The sequence below is a fragment of the Paenibacillus sp. FSL H8-0282 genome, assembly GCF_037963825.1.
GTDB classification, from domain to species: domain Bacteria; phylum Bacillota; class Bacilli; order Paenibacillales; family Paenibacillaceae; genus Paenibacillus_AQ; species Paenibacillus_AQ odorifer.
Genome location: NZ_CP150146.1, coordinates 3,261,325 through 3,280,749 on the forward strand (window position 1 = coordinate 3,261,325; position 19,425 = coordinate 3,280,749).

Annotated in this window: 17 protein-coding genes and 1 pseudogene; 16 read left to right on the top strand and 2 right to left on the bottom strand. The window is 39.4% G+C overall.

Features of this window, described 5'->3' with window-relative positions; translation table 11 throughout:
* Window positions 1-4 precede the first annotated feature (4 nt).
* The 15 genes from NST94_RS14350 (at window position 5) to NST94_RS14420 (ending at window position 17,932) form a co-directional block, all read left to right on the top strand.
* Window positions 5-1,036, top strand: a complete 1,032-nt coding sequence (locus tag NST94_RS14350) for a glycoside hydrolase family protein (protein WP_280752955.1) — start codon at window positions 5-7, stop codon at window positions 1,034-1,036.
* Window positions 1,037-1,083: 47 nt separating this feature from the next.
* On the top strand, window positions 1,084-2,250 hold the full coding sequence (locus NST94_RS14355; RefSeq protein WP_280752956.1) for a glycoside hydrolase family 88 protein: 1,167 nt from the start codon (window positions 1,084-1,086) through the stop codon (window positions 2,248-2,250).
* Window positions 2,244-4,046: an alpha-L-fucosidase gene (locus NST94_RS14360; protein ID WP_280752957.1), complete on the top strand. Its 1,803-nt coding sequence runs from the start codon at window positions 2,244-2,246 to the stop codon at window positions 4,044-4,046. Before NST94_RS14355 ends, NST94_RS14360 begins: the two co-directional genes overlap by 7 nt.
* A 238-nt stretch (window positions 4,047-4,284) precedes the next feature.
* On the top strand, window positions 4,285-5,028 hold the full coding sequence (locus tag NST94_RS14365) for a metal ABC transporter ATP-binding protein (protein WP_280753002.1): 744 nt from the start codon (window positions 4,285-4,287) through the stop codon (window positions 5,026-5,028).
* Window positions 5,021-5,863: a metal ABC transporter permease gene (locus NST94_RS14370; RefSeq protein ID WP_036677866.1), complete on the top strand. Its 843-nt coding sequence runs from the start codon at window positions 5,021-5,023 to the stop codon at window positions 5,861-5,863. Before NST94_RS14365 ends, NST94_RS14370 begins: the two co-directional genes overlap by 8 nt.
* Entirely contained in the window at window positions 5,860-6,780 is a 921-nt protein-coding gene (locus NST94_RS14375; RefSeq protein WP_038571008.1) for a metal ABC transporter substrate-binding protein, read from the top strand. The genes NST94_RS14370 and NST94_RS14375 overlap by 4 nt, the downstream gene beginning before the upstream one ends.
* A 213-nt stretch (window positions 6,781-6,993) precedes the next feature.
* On the top strand, window positions 6,994-7,884 hold the full coding sequence (locus NST94_RS14380; protein ID WP_036677862.1) for a hypothetical protein: 891 nt from the start codon (window positions 6,994-6,996) through the stop codon (window positions 7,882-7,884).
* 220 nt (window positions 7,885-8,104) lie between these two features.
* On the top strand, window positions 8,105-10,027 hold the full coding sequence (locus NST94_RS14385; RefSeq protein WP_254857048.1) for a BglG family transcription antiterminator: 1,923 nt from the start codon (window positions 8,105-8,107) through the stop codon (window positions 10,025-10,027).
* A gap of 143 nt (window positions 10,028-10,170) precedes the next feature.
* Complete coding sequence (locus NST94_RS14390) at window positions 10,171-10,488, top strand: PTS sugar transporter subunit IIB (protein ID WP_339282095.1); 318 nt, start codon at window positions 10,171-10,173, stop codon at window positions 10,486-10,488.
* Between the two features lie 23 nt (window positions 10,489-10,511).
* Entirely contained in the window at window positions 10,512-10,835 is a 324-nt protein-coding gene (locus NST94_RS14395) for a PTS lactose/cellobiose transporter subunit IIA (RefSeq protein ID WP_051490993.1), read from the top strand.
* Between the two features lie 59 nt (window positions 10,836-10,894).
* Entirely contained in the window at window positions 10,895-12,193 is a 1,299-nt protein-coding gene (gene celB / locus NST94_RS14400; protein ID WP_038571015.1) for a PTS cellobiose transporter subunit IIC, read from the top strand.
* A gap of 42 nt (window positions 12,194-12,235) precedes the next feature.
* Entirely contained in the window at window positions 12,236-13,708 is a 1,473-nt protein-coding gene (ascB, locus tag NST94_RS14405) for a 6-phospho-beta-glucosidase (RefSeq protein ID WP_339282096.1), read from the top strand.
* Between the two features lie 216 nt (window positions 13,709-13,924).
* On the top strand, window positions 13,925-14,245 hold the full coding sequence (locus tag NST94_RS14410) for a metalloregulator ArsR/SmtB family transcription factor (protein WP_038571021.1): 321 nt from the start codon (window positions 13,925-13,927) through the stop codon (window positions 14,243-14,245).
* A gap of 2 nt (window positions 14,246-14,247) precedes the next feature.
* Window positions 14,248-14,664, top strand: coding sequence for an SRPBCC domain-containing protein (locus NST94_RS14415; protein WP_076184590.1), 417 nt, complete (start codon window positions 14,248-14,250; stop codon window positions 14,662-14,664).
* 103 nt (window positions 14,665-14,767) lie between these two features.
* Window positions 14,768-17,932, top strand: coding sequence for an ATP-binding cassette domain-containing protein (locus tag NST94_RS14420; RefSeq protein WP_076184591.1), 3,165 nt, complete (start codon window positions 14,768-14,770; stop codon window positions 17,930-17,932).
* A gap of 68 nt (window positions 17,933-18,000) precedes the next feature.
* On the opposite strand, the gene NST94_RS14425 is transcribed toward NST94_RS14420, so the two are convergent.
* Both NST94_RS14425 and NST94_RS14430 read right to left on the bottom strand, forming a co-directional pair.
* Window positions 18,001-18,396, bottom strand: a complete 396-nt coding sequence (locus NST94_RS14425) for a cupin domain-containing protein (protein ID WP_076184592.1) — start codon at window positions 18,394-18,396, stop codon at window positions 18,001-18,003.
* A gap of 20 nt (window positions 18,397-18,416) precedes the next feature.
* Window positions 18,417-18,667 (bottom strand): annotated as a pseudogene (locus NST94_RS14430) (carboxymuconolactone decarboxylase family protein).
* A 169-nt stretch (window positions 18,668-18,836) separates the two neighbouring features.
* On the opposite strand from NST94_RS14430, the gene NST94_RS14435 reads away from it, so the two are divergent.
* Window positions 18,837-19,262, top strand: a complete 426-nt coding sequence (locus NST94_RS14435) for a MerR family transcriptional regulator (RefSeq protein WP_076190371.1) — start codon at window positions 18,837-18,839, stop codon at window positions 19,260-19,262.
* Window positions 19,263-19,425 lie beyond the last annotated feature (163 nt).

A 19,425-nucleotide genomic window follows, 5' to 3' on the forward strand; every position in this document is an offset into this window, starting at 1 on the left:
GAAAATGACTTTTTCATTGATGAACCGAATGTTGCCTGCTCCTTTGAACGGAGGGTTCCGCATGGAGGATTGGTGGGTGTGGTGCGGATCAGCTGTACGTGGCGAGGATGGGCGTTTTCATTTATTTGCATCCCGTTGGCCGAAGTGGCTGCCGATGCATCCGGGATGGTTACTCCGCTCAGAAATTGTCCGCGCATCTGCCGATAACGCGGAAGGACCTTATACGTACGAAGAAACCGTACTACCCGCAAGGGGAGCGGAATACTGGGACGGACGAAGCACCCATAATCCGCATATCCTTCGTTATGGTGATAAGTATCTGTTGTATTATATGGGTTCCACTCATCCATTCGCTGAGCCGCAGCCTAATGAAACAGTGGAACTTGACGACTATCGGGTGATTGCCGCTCGTGCCAACAAACGTGTTGGCTTAGCTATAGCCGACAGTGTATTCGGACCATGGATAAGGATGGACGCACCTATTCTGCCTACACGTCCGGGCAGGTTCGACAGCTTTCTCACATCCAATCCGGCTCCTTGTATCCGCGAAGATGGCTCCTTGTTATTGGTATATAAAGCCCGCAAATACGAGGGCAATTCCTATGGACAGATGACGCTTGGCATTGCCGGTTCATCTAAGGACGAAGGTCCATATAGAGTAATTAACAACGCACCGCTGTTTCCACCAGAGCGGTCTCATATTGAAGATCCATTTATCTGGCGGACCACGGACGGGTACCAAATGATCGCCAAGGATATGGATGGCCGGATATGTGGAGAAAAGCACGGTGGGATATTTGCATCATCTACGGATGGAACCGACTGGCAGCTGGATGATTCAACTCAATCGTATTCCCGACGGGTTTTCTGGGAGGACGGCACAGAGCAGTGGATGGGCAGCTTTGAACGTCCGTTCCTATTATTCCAAGAAGGGGTCCCTACCCATTTATTCGCTGCAGTAGCAGATGGACCGGGAGGGTTTCGAAATGCGAAGCACACTTGGAATATGGTAATTCCACTACGGACAACGCTTTAAGAAATTAAATTTCATAAATATCATCAGTGTTTACAGGAGGAACTAAAATGAGTGAAGTAATACCAACTCAACAAACTCGCGGACTGGTAATTTCGGAGTCTACTCTGGAATGGGCGGATGGCGCTTGGCAACAAATTGTAAATAAAGTGGAAAAGACTAGTAAGCGAATTGGTGTTAGTTTTCCGCATGCTTCCGTGATCGGAGTATACGACAACATGCGTCCATCGTGGTGGACAGCAGGGTTCTGGCCGGGTATTTTGTGGCAGATTGCCGCAGAAGGTAATCATCCGGCGCTGCAAGAAATCGCCGAGCAAATTGAAGAGAAATTGGATGAACCTCTTTATGCCCTTTCCGTACATCATGATGCCGGTTTTATATGGACACTCTCAGCTTTGGCCAATTACCGCGTGACTGGTAATGAACACTCCAAGCAGCGCGGGTTGATGGCTGCTGCTCAACTGGCCAGCCGCTTTAACCTGAAAGGGTCATTTATCAGAGCCTGGCATGACACGGAGAAGATAAACCGGGCGGGATGGTCCATCATTGATACTGTAATGAATCTGCCCTTACTATACTGGGCATCGGAAGTTACAGAGGATCCGCGTTTCCGGCATATCGCCGCTGCGCATGCGGAAACGGTAGTTGAGCATTTTTTACGTCCGGATGGATCAAGTTATCACATTCTGCTGTTCAACCCGGAATCAGGCGAAAAAATCGGCGCTATGGCCGGCCAAGGTTATGCGGAAGAATCCGCTTGGGCACGGGGCAGCGCATGGATGATTTACGGTCTTACTTTGTCTTTTCACTATACCGGAGAGAATAAGTTTCTAACGGGAGCTAAAAGAGCTGCGCACTTCTTCTTAGCTAATCTTCCGGAGGATCATGTACCTCACTGGGATTTCAGGGCACCTGATGCAGGCGAAAAGCCGCGTGATACCTCTGCTGGTGCATGTGCGGCATGTGGCTTGATTGAGCTGGCAAAGATCGTACCACAGGCGGAAGCCTCTTTTTACCTGCGAGCCGCAGAACAAATCGTTCGCTCACTTTATGAGAATTATGGGACTTGGGACATTCCGGAAGAGGAGGGCTTGATTCTTTCTGGAACATCCAATCTTCCAGGGGGTGTGCACATTGATACGCCACTGATATATGGCGATTATTTCTTCGTCGAGGCTGTATCTAAACTCCGCGGAGCCGTTCTTCAGTTATGGTAAGGAACGGAAAAACAACAGAAAACCTTCTCGATGATCCGTATAGTATACAGTCGGTCGAAACTCCGATAGATAACGAGCAGGCTCGGCGTATGGAATGGTGGCAGGAAGCCAGGCTCGGCTTGTTTATTCACTGGGGCCCTTATGCCCTGCCTGCGGGTGAATGGAAGGGAAAAGAAATACAAGCTTCTTACAGTGAGCATATTATGCTACGCGCGAAGATCCCAGTGGCTGAATATGAGGAAATGGCCGCAGCGTTCAATCCATCAGCTTTTGATGCAATGAAGTGGGTACGGACTGCCAAGCGTGCTGGCCTAAAATATATCATCTTTACAGCTAAACATCACGACGGCTTCGCGATGTATGACTCAAGTGTATCCGAATATTCGATCGTCAAGCACACCTCATTGGGCCGTGATCCCCTTCGGGAACTAATGGAGGCATGTCGTGCGGAAAAAATGGTACTCGGAATTTACTACTCTCATGCGATGGATTGGCATGATCCAGACTCTCAAGGGAATACCTGGGATTATCCACTGAATATCGGCGCTTACGATGACGTTCAAACGTGGATAAATGATACCGATAAACGCACCCGCTTTGAACGATATTTGCACAGCAAATCAATCCCTCAAGTCCGTGAGCTGCTGACGGACTACGGCAAAGTTGGTTTAATGTGGTTTGATTGCGGAGGCAAACTGACCCGTGAGCAAGGAGAAGCGTTTTTGGCGGCGGTTCATGCAATTCAGCCAGAATGTTTGGTCAATAGCAGAGTATGGAAAGCACCACTTGGAGATTATTCAAATACATCTGATAATCAACTTACGACTCGTAACCTTGGTAAGTACTGGGAGAATATTATTACGTTAAACGACTCATGGGGGTATAAGAGATCCGATCACCATTGGAAATCCCCTGTAACTATCATCCGCCAGATCATCGATGTTGTAAGTAAAAATGGAAATCTGGTAATCAATATCGGCCCAACAGCAACAGGGGAATGGGATCCAGTATCCGAATCCATTTTGCTTGATGTAGGAGATTGGTTAAATACCAATGGGGATAGCATTTACGGTGCTGGAGAATCGCCCACAGCCAAACCGTCATGGGGCAGATGCACTCTGAAAGGAAACACATTATATCTGCATGTTTTCGATCTTAAGAAGAGAAATAAGCTAATCGTCCCCGGTCTGAAGACCGCTGTTCAAAAGGTATTTGCTTTAGATGGAGGGGAGGAGCTGATTTTCACAAAGCTATCTGAGCAGGATCTGGAAGTCGAACTCCCCAGCTTACCGAACTTTGCCGAAAATTCTAACAACATGCCGCTGGTCATCGCAATTGTCTGTGCAGAACCTGTAGAAGGTAATCCAATCCGATTATTGGAATTTGGAGAAGATACCTTACAAGAATTAGGGGTATTTGAAAGTGAGATCGTTGGTCCAACCCTCCGTTACGATACAGGAAAAAAAGACCATGATAATCTGTTGGACTGGAAGGATAGAGAGGATACCGCAATTTGGCATGTCCGGACATTAGGTCCGGTAAGATTTCAGGTTAGTATCGAATATCGCAGCGAAGAAGGAGAGAATGGTGGTGGCGGAGTCTACCTCATCAAGGCAGCGGATCAAATTTTACAAGCTAAAGTTCATTCTACTGATGGGGTTAGTAATTTTCAAAGCTTTCAAGTAGGTGAGCTGTATTTCCCCATGGCAGGAGAATATATGATTCGATTGCAGGCAGAGCATATTTCAGGGGGATATCTTATGCAGCCTAGATGTTTAAAACTACTGCAACTATGAGATTTTTATATTGAAATAATGAACAAGAACTCAAATCACTTGGGTTCTTTTTTTTGTTGATTTAAGGAATGTTGTTGACATATTGCCCTCGGGTAAATATATTGTATATAAGAATAAAAGTTTACCTAGGGAAACAAATTGGATCATAGGAATCATTGTTTCTATTGGGAAATAAATTAACAGGATGAACAGAACAGTGCTACATATGAACTTAACAGAGATAAGGAGTTTTTTTATGATTGAAATCAGAAACCTAAACGTAGATTATTTCGGTAATTCTGCACTAGAAAATGTAAATATTGATATCCCCTTTGGGTATACAATCGGAATTATCGGACCAAATGGTGCGGGAAAATCTACATTCATCAAGTCATTATTAGAGGTGATAAAGAAGAGAACAGGATCAGTTATGGTGGAGGGAAAAGATATTTCTGAGTACAAACGGAAGATCGCATATGTGCCGCAAAAGAATGACATTGATCTTTCTTTTCCAATCACGGTAAGGGATACAGTGCTGACTGGAACTTACCCAAATTTGCGAATCTTCCAGCGTCCCGGAAAAACAGAGCGGCAAAGAGTCGAGGAATGTATGGCGATGGTGGATATAAGTGATCTTGCGAATAAACAAATTAGCAATCTGTCCGGGGGACAACTCCAAAGAGTTTTTATCGCTAGGGCGCTTGCACAACAAGCAAATGTATTTTTTTTAGATGAACCTTTTGTTGGCATAGATTTAGTCAGTGAGAAAATCATTGTAAAGCTGCTAAAACAACTTCGCGAAGAAGGAAAAACCATTCTCATCGTTCATCACGATTTGCATGAGGTCGAAGAATATTTTGACAAAGTCATCATTCTCAATAAGAAATTAATTGCTTTTGGTGATGTTAAAGACACCTTTACGCCAGAGAATATCCTCAGCGCCTATGGTGCCTCCTTAGGTAATCTGGTGATCAAAGGGATGGGGGCGACAGATCATGATTGATTATTTCTCAGGGGTATTAAACATTCCGATATATGCACTTAACGCGGGATTATCTGCTATCATTCTTGGAATTGTATCAGGGGTTTTAGGAAGCTTTATTGTACTTAGAAAGATGTCATTAATGGGAGATGCGTTATCACATGCGGTGTTACCCGGGGTGGCGTTATCTTATATCTTAGGAATCAACATTCTTCTTGGAGCTTCACTATTTGGACTATTAGCAGCAGTTCTCATTCAATTTATTACAAGTCGTAGCAATATTAAAAGTGACACCTCTATCGGCATTATTCTCAGCTCATTTTTTGCGTTAGGTATCGTCCTAATTACTTTTGCCAAAAGCGGGCTTGATCTAACTCACATTCTGTTTGGTAATATTCTGGCCGTCCCACAGTCGGAGTTAATGCAATCCTTTATTATTATGATTGTTGTTATTGCCATCATTTCATTGCTGTATAAAGAGCTTTTAATGAGTTCGTTTGATCCGGTTGTTTCCAAAGCCTATGGGTTAAAAACAGGGTTCTATCATTATTTATTGATGATGCTCCTATCTGTGGTTACCGTATCTTCGTTATCTCAAGTAGGAATTGTGCTTGTGATTGCAATGCTGGTTATTCCGGCTGCTACATCCTATCTCTGGACGAATAAGCTGTTCCACATGATTATCCTGGCTTCTACAATCGGCGCTGTATCCGGGATTATAGGTGTAATTGTAAGCTTTAAATTCAATTTACCTACAAGTGCCACGATTGTTCTGGTCGGCGTAAGCATGTTCGGAATTTCATTTATAATCTCACCCAAAAATAATTTTTTCAGGAAAGGGTTGAAACAAGGATGAAGACCATAAAAATACTCTCTTTGACAATGTTTATCGTACTTCTTACCGCATGCTCAAAGGTTAGTGAAGGAGAAGCAGACCATGATAAGCTGCAGATTGTTGCAACGTACTCCATTATCGCTGATATGACCGAAAACATTGTAGGGGAGAAAGCTGAAGTTTACAGTATGGTACCCATCGGAACAGATCCGCATATGTACGATCCATTACCCAAGGATACAAGTAAGGTTTCTAGCGCAGATTTAGTGTTTTATAACGGTTTGAACCTAGAAACAGGTAAGGGGTGGTTTCAAGATCTTCTAGATGTGACTAATAAAAAGGATGTTGCTTTTGCAGTCTCAGATGAAGTATCTCCAATGTACCTAACAGAAAAAGGAAAAGAAACACAGGTAGATCCTCATGCCTGGCTGGATATTCAGAATTCAATAAAATATGTAGATATCATCACAAAACGTGTAATCGAAAAAGATCCCGACAACAAAGAATTTTATCTTAATAATCAATCGGAATATGTTAAGAAACTGAATGAATTGGATCAATATGCAAAAGAAGCAGTCGAAAAAATTCCACAAGAGAAACGTATCCTTGTTACCAGCGAAGGAGCATTCAAATATTTTTCCAAAGCTTACGGATTTGAATCAGCTTTTATCTGGGAGATCAATACGGATAGTCAAGGAACGCCTGAACAAATGAAAAACATAATTAAGATCATTGATGAAAATCAAGTGCCTGCATTATTTCTGGAAACTAGCGTAAATCCAAAAACAATGGAAACTATCGCAAATGAAACGGGAGTACCGATACACTCTAAGATTTTCACCGATTCTTTAGCTAAGAAAGGCGAAGAGGGCGACACATACATTAAGATGATCAAATGGAATATTGATAAAGTTATAGAAGGTTTATCACAATCCTAAATGCCGGCTCCAAGCCTATATTAACCGACCTAAGATTCAGTTTTTTAGCTGATGATTATGTCGGTTTTTTATTGAATAAAATCTACATTCGAGCCTCGAAATAATACGTTTACGCCTTGGGATAACCTGCTACAGGAAATATCTTCTTGTCTACTTTTCAAAAAAATCTTGGTAAGGTAGAGGCTAACACATAATAAGAGGTGAAGAGTTGTCATGATTAAGAAACACTGTTTGTTCTGTGATGAGATTGTTTCCATTGAACCAGAAGGCGATAACGATAGATATATAGGCTGTTCTTGTTCACCAGGCGGGTTTTATAGTCTACGTAGAGACAGCTACGAACCCATTAATTCGCTCCCGCATCAAAAGAAACGCGACATGCTTCATGTAGTATCTGCTTACATACGTGAGCTGACTGATTGTGATGAAAAGATCACTATATCTGCTGATGATTTGGAGTCCATTGTAAATTCACCCAAAATACCTGTGAGCATTGAAGATAAAGGAAACCGTCTACTGCAATATTTATATAGACATTCTGAAGGCCCGGGGGAAGCGGTTGTCATTCAACCCCTCTCAAGCAGCTATAACTTGACGTATTCTCCCAATCTGCAAGAGCTGGTATACATCATAGACAAGTTGATAAGTGATCAGCTTTTGATCAGGGAAGGCATGACCTTTAAGCTTACTGAAACCGGCTGGAATGAAGCTGCGGAAAGCGCTGGAGGTAAGAAACTAAAACCTTGCCTCGTGCTCGTGTCGGATGAAGAAAATTTGTCTACAACATGGCTGGAGAAGTTATTGCCCAAAATAGAGCAGTGTGGTTTTCTTCCGCGCTTATTAACACATACGAAAACTCAGAACGGTGAAAAATACGAGTTGGATCAAATCGCAGAAAGCAAACTGATTATCGCAGATTTAACGGGGCAATCCCCAGAGGTGTATTTTTCGGCGGGATATGCACTTGGTTTAAACATACCCGTATTATGGACCGTAAACAGTATTGAGGCGGATAAACTTTTTGTACAGCTTAAGGATATTCGTCCTATTGTGTGGGATTCAGCGGAAGAGTTAGCAATTATACTGCAGCAGAAGTTGAGTTAACCCGCAAATTCTTGTCATGACTCGTCAAACGAAGCTGAAATATAAACAGGTGTCTTCTTAAATGAGGACGCCTGTTTCGTATGTTACTGTAAGAACACTATCAAATTTTCTTAGGAAGTGATATTGTAACCGATATAAAAAAATGAGCAAATGTATGTAAATGTATGCTTCAGTTAATATTAGCTCATATTCATACTCTGGATAAGAAAGAGGGATACAATTGTTTTCAAAACGGCAAAAAGAAATACTTTTATACTTAATTAATTCTAATCAACCTGTCACAGCTGCATGGATTTCTAAGGAACTGAATGTTAGCGATCGAACGATCCGTAATGATTTGAAAGAGTTACAAAATATATCCGCCATAATAGGACTAAAAATAGAGTTAATTCGTGGGAAGGGCTTCGTTGTAAGAGTCTTCGATAAAGATATATTTTCCCAAAAATTAAATGAGTTAACTAATGATAAAATCAATCCTTCTACAGTAGACTTTTCTGAACAAGATAATAGGGTTCTTTATTTGTTGAGTCGGTTTTTATTAGAAAATAAGTATATCAAGTTGGCCACTATTGAAGATGAGATGTTTGTATCTAAATCGACAATCCAAAACGATCTAAAAGAAGTGCGTAAGATACTGGAAAAATACAACCTGAATTTAGTTAATCGGCCTCATTATGGCCTGTTTATAGAGGGCGATGAATTTAAGAAACGAATTTGTTTGTCTAATTTTTTATACAAAAGAGAAGAAAACTCCGATCCAACTTTCGATAACTTTACTTTGTTTGACAAAGAGGTATACACGAAAATTAAAGAAATAATCATCGGCAAAGTAAATAAATACAAAATTGAGATTTCAGATATTTCCTTGGAAAACCTCGCTATTCACTTAATAATAGCTTGTAAACGTATCGAAGAGGGATTTTTAATCGAACAACCGTCGGTAAATCTTATGGAAGAGTATCCTTTTGAAAAAATTGTTGCCCATGAAATTGTTAAAGACATTGAAGATTTCACAGATCTGCTCTTTTCCGATTCAGAGATTAATTATATTATCATCCATTTGGTTGGAACAAAATTGCTGCCGAAAGAAAATCTAACGGAGTACAGTAAGTTCGATGAAGTGGACTCCATTGTCAGCTGTATTTTGAAAAGTTTACAAACTGAGTTGAATTGGGATTTTGGCCATGACCATGAATTTATTCAAGCCCTGACCCTTCACATTAGGCCTGCGATGAATAGATTAAGATACAACATGAATTTTAGAAATCCTCTGTTAAATGATATTAAGACGAGTTTTCCAGCCGCATTCGAAGGAGCACTTATTGCGAGTAAATGTATTAACTACTATTTGGATTCAGAAGTTGGAGAACATGAAGTTGCTTACATTGCCTTGCACATTGGGGTTGCTTTAGAAAGAATGAAAAATAAAAACAAAAAAATAAAACGAGTTATTCTTGTATGTGCGTCTGGTGTTGGAAGTGCCAAATTACTTTATTACCGATTGATCAATTCATTTGAGAATCTATTGCAGATTGTAGACACAATTAGTTTTTACAAATTAGCAGAAACGGACCTATCCTCGATTGATTTTATTATCAGTACAGTTCCGATCAATGAAGATATAGGTATTCCCGTCTATGTTGTAAATACCTTTCTAGAAGCTAAAGACCTCAAAAGAATCAAGGACGTCTTACTGTCTTCAGAACAGGTGGCAGAAACTCATTCTTACCTTGACGCATCTAGAGTATTCGTGAAAAAAGAATTTACCACAAAGGAAAGTGTGATTCATTTTTTAAGCAATGAGCTAACAAAACAAGGACTTGTACCAGAGCATTATGAATCCTTAGTAGTTGAAAGAGAGTCCTATGCACCCACTAGTTTTGGAAATCTTGTCGCTGTTCCACATCCTTCACTTCCTGTTACCTCGGAAACCTTTTGGACAATCTGTACATTAAAACGTCCTATTCGATGGAATGATAAGCAAATGGTGCAATTAATTTGTTTATTAAACATTAAAGAAGGAAACAATGTCGACCTAGATAAAATGTATAAAAAGCTAGGATCATTGATAGAGGATAAAGAGATTGTTGTGCAGATCCTTGCTAAGGACTCTGTGGAAGAAATTATACAATTACTAAACTAGAGTGAGTGAGAAATTAGGTATTGCCTTACTATTTGCAATGTAACCGTTTCCTGTTGATTTGGAAAAAGGTTAGCTTAAACAGAAAGCGATTTAAGTTTACACTAAAGGTGTTCAATAAATGATAATTTTAGGGGGAAGTCAATATGAATACAATTATGTTAGTGTGTTCAGCAGGAATGAGTACAAGCCTTTTAGTAACAAAAATGCAGAAGATTGTTGAAGAAAAAGGGTTGGATGTCGATGTTTTTGCTAAATCAGCATCTGAAATTGATATTACTTTGCAAGAGAAAAAGGTTGATGTCTTATTGTTAGGACCTCAGGTGAAATATATGAAAAAGCAATTAGAAACAAGATTAGCAGATAAAAACATTCCTATAGAAGCTATTGATATGTTGAATTACGGAATGATGAACGGTGAAAAAGTACTTGAACAAGCCTTGCAATTAATTGAAAGTAAATAGAGATAAGAGAGGAGTAGAGAGAAATGGTAGATGAAGTGAAAGAGGAATACTATACTGTGGCTTTTAACATTATCAGTAATGTAGGCGCAGCTAAAAGCTTAGTAATGGAGGCGCTTTACGCAGCCAAAGAGGGAGAATTTAAAGAGGCACAAGAAAAATTAGAAGAATCAAAGCAATTTTTTAGAGAAGGTCATAAAATGCATAAATCATTAATCAAAAGAGAAGCAAATGGCGAACAGCTTCAATTCTCACTGATCCTTATGCATGCTGAAGACCAACTAATGAGTGTAGAGACCATTTCTTTACTTGTTACGGAAATCATTGAACTTTATAAGCTTTCAAAATAGGATCAAAAAGAAGTGGCATCGCAATAAGAAAATACTTCTTCGGGAGCGTGCAAGAAACTATGGATAAAATAACGAAATTTTTAGAAGATAAGGTAATGCCAGTTGCAGGTAAAATCTCTGGTCAGCGGCATTTACAAGCGCTTCGCGATGCAATGGTTTTAACTATCCCGTTTATTATTATCGGTTCCATTTTTTTAATCTTAGCAAACCTGCCAATTCCAGCCTATTTAGATTTCTTGGTCGCCCATCCAAATATCAAAACAGCCTTACTATATCCGTACAATGGTACATTTAACCTTGTCGCATTAGTTGCAACATTTGCCGTGGGATATAGACTAGCAGAGAGCTATAAAGTGGATCCGCTTTCTTCAGGGGCTGTGGCATTATGTTCATATTTTGTAGTCACTCCATCAACTTCTTTCACAGTAGATGATGTTGTCACAAAAGCAATGAACGTGAATTATTTTTCGAGTCAAGGTTTATTTGTAGGATTGTTAACCGCAATCTTCGCAACAGAAATATATCGCAGAATCGTACAAAAAAATATAGTTATTAAAATGCCGGATGGTGTGCCGCCAACAGTTGCTAAATCCTTTACAGCGATTATTCCTGGTTTCTTTGTTATCGTGAGTGTCTGGGGAGTTCGCCTACTTGTTGAGAACTTTACTGGTTTTGATAACGTGCATACCATTGTTGCCAAGCTTCTTCAACAACCATTAACCACTGTTGGAACAAGCTTAGCGGGAACAATTGTTGTGTTCTTGTTAATCAACTTATTATGGGCAATCGGATTACATGGTTCCACCATTGTAGGTTCTGTCATGTTGCCTATCTGGCTGCAATTGACCTCAGAAAATGCTGCAGCTTACGCAGCGGGTTCACCCGTCCATAATATTGTTACAGCAGAATTCAGATATCTTATCTTTATCGGTGGATCTGGTGCAACTCTAGGACTAACGATTGCTATGTTATTCTTTGCGAAGAGCAAACAGCTGAAACAAATGGGTCGATTGACGATTGGACCAGGACTATTTAATATCAATGAGCCGTTAATCTTTGGGATGCCTATCGTATTAAACCCAATGATGTTAATCCCATTTCTTATAACACCGATTGTTACTGTTTTGATAACCTATCTCTCCATGGATTTTGGATTAGTAGCGTTGCCAATAGGTGTACTGCCTCCGGGAACAATGCCATTAATTATCGGCGGATATTTGATGACAGGTAGTATCTCGGGAATGATCTTACAAATTGTACTGTTTGCAGTAGCGTTTATTATTTACTATCCGTTCTTTAGAATAATGGATAATCAAAAATATAAAGAAGAACAAGATGCCCTTATCCAACAGGTTTAATCCGTAGCATATGTTTTATTTAACAACAAGGAGGGTTTACACATGTTTGAATTGAAAACGACATTTCCAGAAAACTTTTTATGGGGAGGAGCAGCAGCTGCCAATCAACTAGAAGGAGCAAGTAATGTTGGCGGTAAAGGGCTTTCTCTAGCAGATGTATATATTTTTGACGAAAACACCCCTAAAAAAAACTGGTCTGACCAGTGGCACCTCATGACTCATAAACAAATAGAAGAAGCACAAGATCCCGCAAGTGAAAAGTATTATCCCAAAAGACATGGGGTGGATTTTTATCACCACTATAAAGAAGATATTGCTTTATTGGCCGAAATGGGTTTTAAAGCCTTCCGTATGTCCATTGCTTGGACTCGTATTTTTCCAAATGGGGATGAATTAATCCCTAATGAAGAAGGTCTTGCATTTTATGATCGTGTGTTTGATGAATTGAACAAATATGGAATTGAGCCTATTGTTACTTTATCCCATTATGAAATGCCACTTCATCTAACAACTAAGTATAGAGGTTGGGTGAACCGGAAAGTTATAGATTTCTTTGTTCGCTATGCAACCACTGTAGCTGAAAGATACAAGCATAAAGTGAAATATTGGATGACTTTTAATGAAATTAACTGTGTAGTACACCACCAATATGTAAGTTTAGGGGTTATCGAAGAAAATCACCCGAATATTGAACAAGCAATGTTTCAAGGAGCGCATCATCAATTTGTCGCAAGTGCACTTGCAACCAAAGCGTGTAAAGAAAGTAATCCTCAAGCAATGGTTGGATGTATGGTTAGTTATCAACTTCTTGTTCCCTATAGCTGTGATCCTGACGACGTTCAAGCCACAGTTGATAAACAACGTACCTCTTTATTCTTTACTGATGTTCAAGCGAGAGGTTACTATCCGGCTTACACCGCTCGAATGTTTGCAGAAAAAAATATAGTTCTGAAAACAGAGCCCGAGGATGAACAAATCATGAAAGACTATCCAGTGGATTATGTATCCTTTAGCTACTATATGTCTGGTGCAGTCAGTGCACATCCAGAAAAGATAGAAGGCGCTGAAGGGAATTTGCTTACAGGCGGAGTGAAAAATCCTTATTTACCATCGAGTGATTGGGGTTGGCAGATTGATCCTAAGGGTTTACGAACTGCAATAAACCAATTGTATGACCTCTATCAAAAGCCGGTACTTGTTGCAGAGAATGGCCTAGGTGCCTTAGACGTATTACAAGAAGGCGATGTTATAGAGGATGATTACCGAATTGATTATTTAAAAGAACATATTAAGCAAATAAAAGAAGCCATTGCAGATGGTGTAGATGTAATGGGCTACACAAGCTGGGGTTGCATAGATATGGTGAGTGCAGGAACAAATCAAATGTCCAAACGTTATGGCTACATTTATGTGGACCAAGATGATATGGGCAGAGGTACAAAACGTCGTATAAAGAAAAAATCATTTTATTGGTACAAAAATGTTATCGCTACTAATGGAGAACAATTAGATTAATTATTAAATCGTAAAACGAAATGATTTATCTGGAGGCATTATCAAAAGCAGTCCTAAGCTGGACTTGCTTTTGGTAATGCTTTTTTTACTGAATTGTTGACATGTGACCATTTGGTGTCTTATAATCAATTAGACACCAAATGGTGTCCTATTAGGTAATAATGATGGATACTAGGTGACATTACAGGAAATATTACGGAAAAGGTGGGGGTGGTTGTGAGCGACAATAGTCAAGTGAGGGATGTTTATGACGCTGTTGCGGATCCAACAAGACGAAAACTTCTTCAAATTCTGGCTGATGTTGATGAATTACCTCTGTATGAGATAACGATTCATTTTGAAATGGGTCGTACAGCCGTTTCGAAGCATTTAAATATACTTAAAGATGCTGGTCTCGTAATTGCTCGAAAGGTTGGCAGAGAGACGAGGTATCGGTTGAATGCCAATCCTTTGAAAGAAATTCAAGATTGGGTATCTTTTTATGAAGGATTCTGGAAACAAAGAATTGATAAATTAAAACTTATATTGGAGGAATAACTATGAAACCAGATGTATCATTAGATTTTCAATTTACAAGTTCGATCGAGAAGGTATGGAATGCTTTAACGGATTCGGATACGCTTGCGAAATGGATCTGGAGTAATGATTTTAAACCCGTCGTTGGTCATAAATTTCAATTCCGTGCTGAGCCAAATGAATGGTGGGATGGAATTGTAGATAGCGAAGTACTCGTCGTGGATGAGCCGCATACGTTATCTTATACTTGGAATAGTGCGGGAGAAAGTACTACTGTTACTTGGACTGTGAGTCAAGATTCAGAGGGGAAGGTTAACCTCCATCTAGATCAATCAGGATTTAGTGAGGAGACGAAAGCCCGCCAAGGAGCTATCGAAGGTGCTAAATATGCTTGGACAAATATGGGTGGTCAGCTCGAAAAGGCATTAGCAGAATTGTAATTTCAAGAATAGGGCGCTTTTCTGGAATAAGGAAAGTGCCCTTTTTAATGGAATAAATCATGGCAATACTAGATGAAGAGAATGGAGATGAGATGAGCTTACTATGAAAATAAATCAATTAATTGCGAACAATATTAACAGATTAGAAACGGTACTGCCAGTTGATGAGTCGTTAGGAATTGCTGGTTTGTCTGGATCTGGTAAAACAACTTTTTGTCAAACGATTGGGGAAGAATCAAAAAAACGTCTCGTTTCCTTACTGCCAAAAGCTGAATACCAGTATTTATTCCCCAATATTATGGAGACTAATTTCAGTGCGATCAAAATGGAAGCAATGCCACTTGTTCTTTTTCTTGGTAGATCATCCATATCTTCAAATCCTCGGTCAACCATTGGCACACATACAGGTGTGTTTACTGAAATCCGTGTCACTCTTGCTGAACAATATAATCTCTCTCCAGAGGTTTTTTCATTTAATAATGAGTTGGGTTGGTGTCCTGATTGTAAGGGTCGTGGAACTACAAAAAATGTCGAGTGTAAAAAGTGTCAGGGGAAACGCTATAATCAAGCAGCTGAACAATATAAAATTGAATTATTGGATCAAGCAAAGAGTATTTCTGATCTAAACGACTTAAGTATAGAGACCATTTTATCACAGGCAGATATTCTAAAAATAAGTGAAGGTAAACAACAAATTCTGAAAAATATAATCAATATGAATATTGGTTATTTAACATTAAATCGTATTATGGGTACATTATCAGGCGGAGAATTAACACGACTTTACCTGGCAGAATTCATGGCAACAAGTGAAAATACCGTGATTATCATTGATGAAATCTCCGTGGGTCTCGATCACCAAACGCTATTGAAGATTTTAGCGGAGATTAAACAATTGGGATATAAAAATCAAATTTGGCTCATTGACCATTCTGACACGGTGCTGGACACAGCGGATAAACACTTGTTCTTTGGACCTGGCAGTGGCAAATACGGCGGGAAAATAGTTGAGGAATCACCACGTCCTGAGCCCATCAATAGAGAACTAAATCAGGCAGCACCTGCAGAATATTATCAATTTCATGATCTTTATTGTCGTAATATTCAAATGGCCGAGATTCAGATTCCCCAGAATAGACTGGTAACTTTTACAGGTGAGTCCGGATGTGGTAAATCTACACTGGTTAATGAGTGTATGGTCAAAGATTTTCTAAAGCGTTATTCCAAAGATAAGCTGGTGATCGTAGGGCAAGATCGAAATCAGTCGATTACCAGTCGCTCGACCGTTGCCACTTTTCTTGATATTAAAAGGAAACTCACAAAGTACAGTGAGGATATTGATGATATTTTTGAGCGCTCGATTGAAGATATTATTGTTGAACTGCCAAATGAGGACATTGCTCATAAAAGACTAAGCTTATTGATCAAGCTTGGACTTGGTTATTTGACGTTGGAGCGAAAAACACAGTCCTTATCCACGGGTGAATTTCAATGTGTCCATTTAGTTTCTGAGCTGTTTGCGGGCTCAAGAAATCCACATACACTTTTTATTTTTGACGAGCCTTCCAAAGGTTTATCACAAAATATTTTAAATCAATTCATTGACAGCATTAGGGACATTCTGCAGGATGAATCTGTCTCCATAATCATGATTGAACATAATTCCTATATGTTAGAGAACTCTGATTTTATCGTTGATTTTGGCAAAAGACAGCTTGCACCTGTGGAGCATCTTGATGTTCTCAGTCATGATGATTATTATCGTCAACAAAATCCTGCTGATAGTGTGGCACCTGCGCACATTTCTTCAACACTCCAGCTACAAAATGGAATTGACTATTTAAAAGAAGGTCAGATCCCCTATTTTAAAAATGCAGAGAACATCTATAAAGGTGGCATCTTAAAAAGCTTATCCTCCATGGCCCGCCTGATTTATGGTGAATATGAATCGGATACGATTGCGCCTGTCATCGCCATTGATCTGGAACGACACTTGTATAGTCAGTTTACTTTCCTTTATGAAATGGGTGGCTTGATCAACCATATTGTGGCAGCGCATCCCACTAATAAAGATACAAAAAGCTTTGATTTCTATCAATCAGACAATCATTGTCCAAGCTGTAAGGGCCGCCGTGTGATTGAAGAATTTGACTTTGATATTGTTCTTCAGGACAAGAACGTACCCTTTTGGGACGGTTCATTACATCCAGATGCGATGGAGATTCTGAAATTCTATCAATTACCAAAAATAAAATTCATCTTTGATGAGTTAAAGAATGAGCTCGGACAGGATATTAGCAAAAGTTATAATGAGATGACAGAAGCTGAAAAACACACCTTTTTATACGGGTATTGGGAAAAGTCCTTCTATGATAAAGCAGCTAAAGCCTCGAGAACTTGGGATGGCTTTAATACCATTATCGGGAACTATATGGTTATCTCGAAATCGATTATTAAAGAGCATATTAAAGCATCCAAAAAAATGATTACCTGTCCAATTTGTCAAGGAACGGTATTAAATCATCATAAAAAGCTTAAATACGGCGACACTGATATTCGTGAGATTATCGGGATGCCCCTTGATCAAGTTATTAGCACTGTTGGCGAATTACAGGTACTAGAAAAAATGAAAGCCATCGTGGGCGGCGATATGGTTTTGACAGAAGAGGTCTCTCTATTACCTAGGGAAACACAAGTCGCTCTAAAAATGCTTGAACTAGAGTTAGGAAGTTTTGCGCAATATGAAATGGTGTTACAAAATGCCATGCCATTCTGGGACAGCATTAGCGGCAGTATCGAAACCATCAGCAGGAAAAACCGGATTACGATCTGTGATTTTGCCAATATCCACGAAACAAGAGAAAATATCATAGATAAGTATTTCACTAATGGAAAATATAAAAAGCTGACTTATGTCTATGAAGCGTTTGGTTACAAAAAAATCGTCACCTTAATTAATAAGGTTAAAGCAAGCCATCCCTGTCCATTCTGTAAAGGGAAAAAAGTTATTTCGGAAGATGGACTTCATGATGGCGTATATAAATTAACGATTCCCTGTGTGAGTTGTTATGCCAGTGGAATCAATGATGAAGGGCGTAAGGAAGTCGTTGAAGGTATAGATGTTCAAACTTGGCTAACGGGTAAAGTAAGTGACGTTATTTCTGAAAGCTTAAATATTGAAGCTGTTGCTGATATTCCAATTTTCAATCGTATTCGTGAGTTGAATAAACAAGAGATGATGGCAGTTTACCAATTTCTTGAGCAATAAAGTTTAGTTTTCTCAAAAAGACGATATAGAAAAGAAACGCATCGAGTCTATAGACTCGATGCGTTTTTTTATAATTGATTATAAAGCTCATCATCAACAGGTTCTAACCATTCTGTTTCTCCGGGTGAAATGGCTAAGTGGACAAACCAACTGTCTTTTGTAGCACCATGCCAATGTTTTACGTTCGCTGGAATATTCACAACATCCCCGCTTTGGAGGAATTGAGCTGGTTTGCCTTTTTCTTGATACCAACCCTCACCACCGGTAACTAATAATACTTGTCCGATTTTATGGAAGTGCCAGTTATTGCGAGCTCCCGGGGCAAAGGTTACGTTCCCAATAGGCGCATTCAAAGGTGTCGCATCAGTATAAATCATCTGCAAGTATGCATCACCTATAAAATTAGCTTCAACCTTTTGTCCGAGTGGAAAGATAGTACTGTTGCTTAGTTGCTCATTAGCCATAATAAAAAAACCTCTTTCGTTTAATTTTTATAAATTTCTTTGGCAATATTAAATGCCGACCAAGCTTTAGGCCACCCTATATAAAACGAAAGGTGCGTGATGATTTCCGCTACTTCATCTTTTGTGACTCCGTTTGCCTTTGCTTTATGCAGGCAGATAATTCTTTCTCTCTTGACCACACTTCACCGAATAAGATATCATCGTTCAGTTCAGCAAATTTCGGAGCGAATTCTCCTAACAAGTCTCGTCCTGCTGTTTGTTTTTCAGCCATATAAGAACATCCCTTTCATCGATGATTAACTGCTTCAAAATGAAGTATAGACCTTAAAGTACACTTTAAGGCAAGCCATAAAAATGGATTCATACTCCGACATTTGGTTTTTTATTAATTTAAGTATATCCTTTGAATAGAAATAAAATTAGAAATGGAGGTGGGGATCATGCCTTATTCCATTGGAGAATTTGCAGAAATCGTCGGTGTTAACAAGAGCACGCTCAGATATTATGAATTGGAAGGCTTACTTACTCCACATCGAAGTGACAATAATTTACGTGAATATACAGATCAGGATATAGGTTGGGTTCAATTTTTGCTTCATTTAAAAGATTCAGGAATGACGATGGCAGAATTGAAGCAATATACCGAGTGGCGGGCTATGGGGGACGAGACAATTCCTGAACGGAAAAATTTACTTGAACAGCGTAAGCAACAAGTGGAACAAGAAATTAAGGCATTGCAACAAAACTTGGATATACTGAACCGTAAAATTGTATTTTATAATGATCAACTAACGGGGAATAAATACGAATTCGTCCTTTATCACAATGAAAAGAAATCACATCAAGAAGAAAAAGTAGATTCCTAACAAGTTAAGAGGCAGATGAACAACTTTTGATTATCAAAGGTTGTTCATCTGCCTCTTCTAATTTCAAAACTTGAAATCGAAGATGAGAGTCTATTTGTGTAATCATATTGCATGATCCGGTCGAGATATTACATTCTCATTTATCCGTTTATTAATTATATTG